3 protein-coding genes are annotated in these 4,340 nt (G+C 45.5%); 1 reads left to right on the top strand and 2 read right to left on the bottom strand.

Going from position 1 to position 4,340, the window contains the following annotated elements:
• Positions 1–170: 170 nt before the first annotated feature.
• On the bottom strand, positions 171–1,181 hold the full coding sequence (locus tag QUA45_RS28045; RefSeq protein ID WP_333223149.1) for a Gfo/Idh/MocA family oxidoreductase: 1,011 nt from the start codon (positions 1,179–1,181) through the stop codon (positions 171–173).
• Between the two features lie 524 nt (positions 1,182–1,705).
• Between QUA45_RS28045 and QUA45_RS28040 the strand changes: the two genes are divergently transcribed.
• Positions 1,706–2,005: a ferredoxin gene (locus tag QUA45_RS28040; RefSeq protein ID WP_106149950.1), complete on the top strand. Its 300-nt coding sequence runs from the start codon at positions 1,706–1,708 to the stop codon at positions 2,003–2,005.
• A gap of 345 nt (positions 2,006–2,350) precedes the next feature.
• On the opposite strand, the gene QUA45_RS28035 is transcribed toward QUA45_RS28040, so the two are convergent.
• Positions 2,351–4,006 carry a SpoIID/LytB domain-containing protein gene (locus tag QUA45_RS28035; protein ID WP_333101173.1) on the bottom strand — a complete coding sequence of 552 codons (1,656 nt, stop codon included), beginning with the start codon at positions 4,004–4,006 and terminating at the stop codon, positions 2,351–2,353.
• Between the last annotated feature and the right edge of the window lie 334 nt (positions 4,007–4,340).

Below are 4,340 nucleotides of genomic sequence, written 5' to 3'. Positions count from 1 at the left end.
TCATCTTTAACTCTGGTTGAATAATCGATCACTCCCGATCGCCAAAAAGCGATCAATTATTCAGCAAGCCCTAAATAAAAGTTGTTCGTAGTAAGCACGAAGAATCCTAATTGACTAAAAGCATCAACTGAGGACTGAATTCCTTACTGCAAAATTATCATCTCCAATGGTTAATTACCAACAGCTATATTTTGCCTAGTCTCACTAGAGCGCCTCGCAGCATCTGCCACCTTCAAAGCGTACAAGCTACTAGCCTTATCCACGTACAAAGGTGTACCGTTTGATAAATATTCCAACACCATATCGGTGTCTTTGGCAAACAAACCGCGCCGCGTTCCTACTTGGATATTGCGGCGATTTTCTCCCTGAATTAATTGACCGGATTCTGGAGTGAAAACCAGCGTTCCTGCTTCTCCGTAGATGGTAAAAATGTTTTCTGACTGCCAAAAAGTCTCTCCCTTTCCATAAACAGCTTCAGCGACAACTCCATTGGCCAAGCGCAACTGTGCGTTGCACAAACAAGCTTTGTAGAAATCCGGCTGAGAGTCCCAAAATTGAGCTTGACAGTTAACGCTTGTCACTTCCCCGAACAAATCGGTAAATCGGTGCAGTCGCGAAATTGCACCAACTAACGGAAACCCAAAGAGGGAATGTTGATAAGTCCACCGCTGTCGCGCTGGATGTTGAGGAGTCATAGTAAGGTAGCGGGCGTAAAAAACTTTACCGACTAATGGCAAAGATTCTTTGATTGCTTGGTGCAAACCGCCTAACAGTTCGATGTGTTCGATGTGGAGGAGTTTTTGCTTTTGGGTGGCAAGTTCGATCGCCCTTTCTGCTTCAAATACGTCTAAAGATAGAGGATATTCCACCACAACGTGCTTGTCATTTTCTAGCGCCGCCAGGACGATCGCCCCGTGATCCCGATTCACCGTACAGACAATCACCAAATCTAAATCGTCTCTTTCTACCAGCTTGCGCCAGGAAACCGCAGCTTCTGCCCCAAAGCCTTGACAAAATGCTGCGGTTTTCTCCGGGGTGTGCCCAGCAACCGCTACCAAGTGCGATCGCCCATCAGCTTGAATTGTCTCGGCCCTCAACTTAGCGGCAAAACCAGTACCCACAATCCCCACGCGAATTGGAGAATTAACCGAAAAACCAAAGCGAGTATCAATATTAGTCATGGGATTTGAGATTTAAGATTTTAGATAGTTACAGACTTGCGGTGCAGGGCTTTAGGGTTCTACCGCGCAGATTTTAAGCTGTGGTTGTGGTGCGATTTATTCGATCGAGCCTTCAACACCCAAGTCTTGATGCGATCTAACTATACATTTGACCGCCTGCCGGAGCTTACCTTGTAGCCGGCCTTGCTGAAACTCGATCGATACACCGCATACCAACAAGCCGGTTTTTGTGCTGTAGGGATCAAAATAGGATTTTTCCTAGAAACCCGGTGGTTTAGCGCAAGTCTTGCGGCAACAGTATCACAAGGCTGAACCCAACATAGGTATAAGTAATCAAGATGAAATTAGAAAAAGTTATAACTAATCCCATTCAAATGTTTTGTAACTAAGTGTGTCAACCTCCCTTCTATCCCCTACTATCATAGAGGGAACAAACCTAAGAGCTAACCTCAAAGCTAATAGAGCCTTGAAGGTTGCATTAGGAAAAATTATAAATCTTGTTGAATTTTTGAGAGGATTAGTGCATGGCAACTTACAAAGTTACCCTCATCAGCGAAGCCGAAGGAATTAACCAGACCATTGACGTTGATGACGATACTTACATTCTCGATGCTGCGGAAGAAGCAGGACTGGACCTCCCCTACTCTTGTCGCGCTGGTGCTTGCTCCACCTGCGCCGGCAAAATCACGAAAGGCGAAATTGACCAATCCGACCAATCTTTCTTAGACGACGACCAAATCGAGGCCGGATTTGTCCTCACCTGCGTCGCCTATCCCAAGTCTGACTGTACGATCGAAACTCACCAAGAAGAATCGCTCTACTAAGAAAGGACGCTCTGCGTGATACCCTAAGAAACCCGGTTTCTCCTTTCCAAAATTAAGCTGAAATAGCGCAATTATGTTAAGAAACCGGGTTTCTGTGTCTAACACTGCAACCAAGCCGTCAGCAATGTCTCACTCCCATCTATGAATTCGTAGCTGTTTGAGCAGATAGCTGACCCAATAATTTTAGATTTTAGATGGCAGATTTTAGATTAACTGTGAAACCAATCTAGAATCCAAAGTCTAAAATCTAAAAGTTTTAGGACTAATATTTAGTCTCAAGCGAGAGAGACGAAAGTTTGTTTAGGGGCTAGGAAAATCGCCGACTATGAAGCAGAGTCTGATAAACTATTCGCGCCAAAATGTAATGGCATCGCTGAGGGGCACAACTTGAGCGCCGGGAAAATAAAAGCCCAGAATTTGAGATCCGTTCCAGCCCAAATTAGCCAAATTGTAAGCACCAGTCTGACTCATTCCCACCCCGTGTCCGAAACCGCCTCCGACAAAAGCATAACCGTTGAGAGTTTTGTCGGGATTGTAAATTGGTTCTAGGTAAAAAAGCGTGCTGATCGGCGGGTAAAAAGCATTGCGAATCTCGTCTTTGTCGATATCGATGGGGCCCAAGTCAGTTTGAACCTTCATTTTCAAAACTCGACCTGCAAGCGACCTTTCCACTACTTCAACCTGAGTGACAGTTTTAAAATTAGCCAGCGGGTGCTGTTTTTTCTGAAGATACTGTTTGAGAAATCCACCAATCGCGGTCAAAGAAGCGGGTTCGCGCCACCGAAAAGTGTCTTCTTTTTCTTCATTAAACCCTTTTTCCAAACTGATAAAGCGGCGGAAGTTGTTTTCGTCAGACAAACTCTGCTTGGACAAATCCCAGACATTGTTAGGGGAATCGACGATCGATCGCAAATATGGACGTTCCGCGCCCTGCCACACATCGTTAAAAGAGGCTGTCACGCCGCCGCTAGAGGCGGAATAGAGCGCGTCTACTAACTGATTTTCGTAAGTTAGCACCAAACCGCTCGTTTGGGCGATCGCCTTATCGCTTTGCGGGTAAACCTCCGTCAAACCTTGATAAACTTGGCAGTTAACATCAGCGCACAACTCATAATTATCCACAGCAAAACGGCGCAAATTTCTCAGGGCGTAGGTTCTCGCTAAAATAGTTTGAGCTACAATTGCAGCGTAAGGCGAAAAAGCCCCAATTTCGTGAGGAACAACACCCCGCAAGTAAGTTTCGGTCAGCACTTCATTCACTAAAGTATAAGTGCCGTAAGCATTTTTTTGGAGCCGCAAATTGCCGCCATAACGGCGAGTTTGTTGAATTGCTTTTTCTGGTTCAGTAGCTGTCGCCTCGTGGGTGGTTTGTTCCAATACCTCAATCACATTTTTCCCCGCCGTCACATCCAACTCATTGCGGTTGAAACGAAAGCCGTTTAAAACCCAAAATGCTTGGGGTACTTGTTTAAAAACTTTGGAATCCAAAAAAGCTGTTCTGTTCCCTTGAGCTTGCAAACTTTGCAACAGCCAGCGCCGCACCAAAGGAGAGTTATAAACATCTCTTTTTGCCCAAACTTGCCAGCGCAAAGGTTGAGCAATTTCTACTTCTATTCCCTGGGTTCGCCACTGATTGGCGCTGTCTTCAGCACTCTCAAAACTGCGGTGAGAACTTAGTACCACTCGTTCTTCTACTGCAGGCGTTTCCAGTGGTTTCGGGGCTATTTCTAACTTGATGCTAGCAGCAGTTTTGGTTTCTATGCCTTGAGGAGTTTTGTAACGCAAAGTTAAGCTGTCGCCCGGTAATGCTTTCAGCGTCAGTTTGTCGGTTGCTTTGGTACCAAACCGCTGCACTACGCCAATTTTGATCGGTCTATTTTGGGGAGTTTGGGCGTATCCCGCAGCGCTGAAAATGGGCAACAGGCACAATGCGGTGAAAACAGTGCTAGAAACGCAGCTAAACCATTTGTAATTGGGAGTGGGAGGTGCTTGAGCGAACACGGTTATCTGTCTCGCGATAGTTGAAAATGGGGGATTTTTGATTGTAAGTTAGCACATTTGGCGGCTGCTAGAGCGGGATTCCGGAAGATAAGGTGGTTTAGTTGCCAGAATTCTGTTAAGTAGGTAGGCGCAAATAAACTTTACACCGAGCAAATTTTATCCCAGACGCACCCTAGACCTAAATTTAAAATCTAAAATCGTTATGCCATTACGCACCCTACAAGCTTGTGTATTTTCGATCCTGACATAGTTACTGGTGTTTCCAATATTGGTAAGCCGCATAGGCTAAGGTGACAGCGCCGGTGACGATCGCAGATTCATCAACCTCAAATTG

This window comes from Microcoleus sp. Pol12A5 (assembly GCF_036701435.1).
Taxonomy (GTDB): Bacteria; Cyanobacteriota; Cyanobacteriia; order Cyanobacteriales; family Microcoleaceae; genus Microcoleus.
The sequence above is the reverse complement of the archived record's forward strand: the minus strand, read 5'-3'. Positions and strand labels throughout refer to the sequence as shown.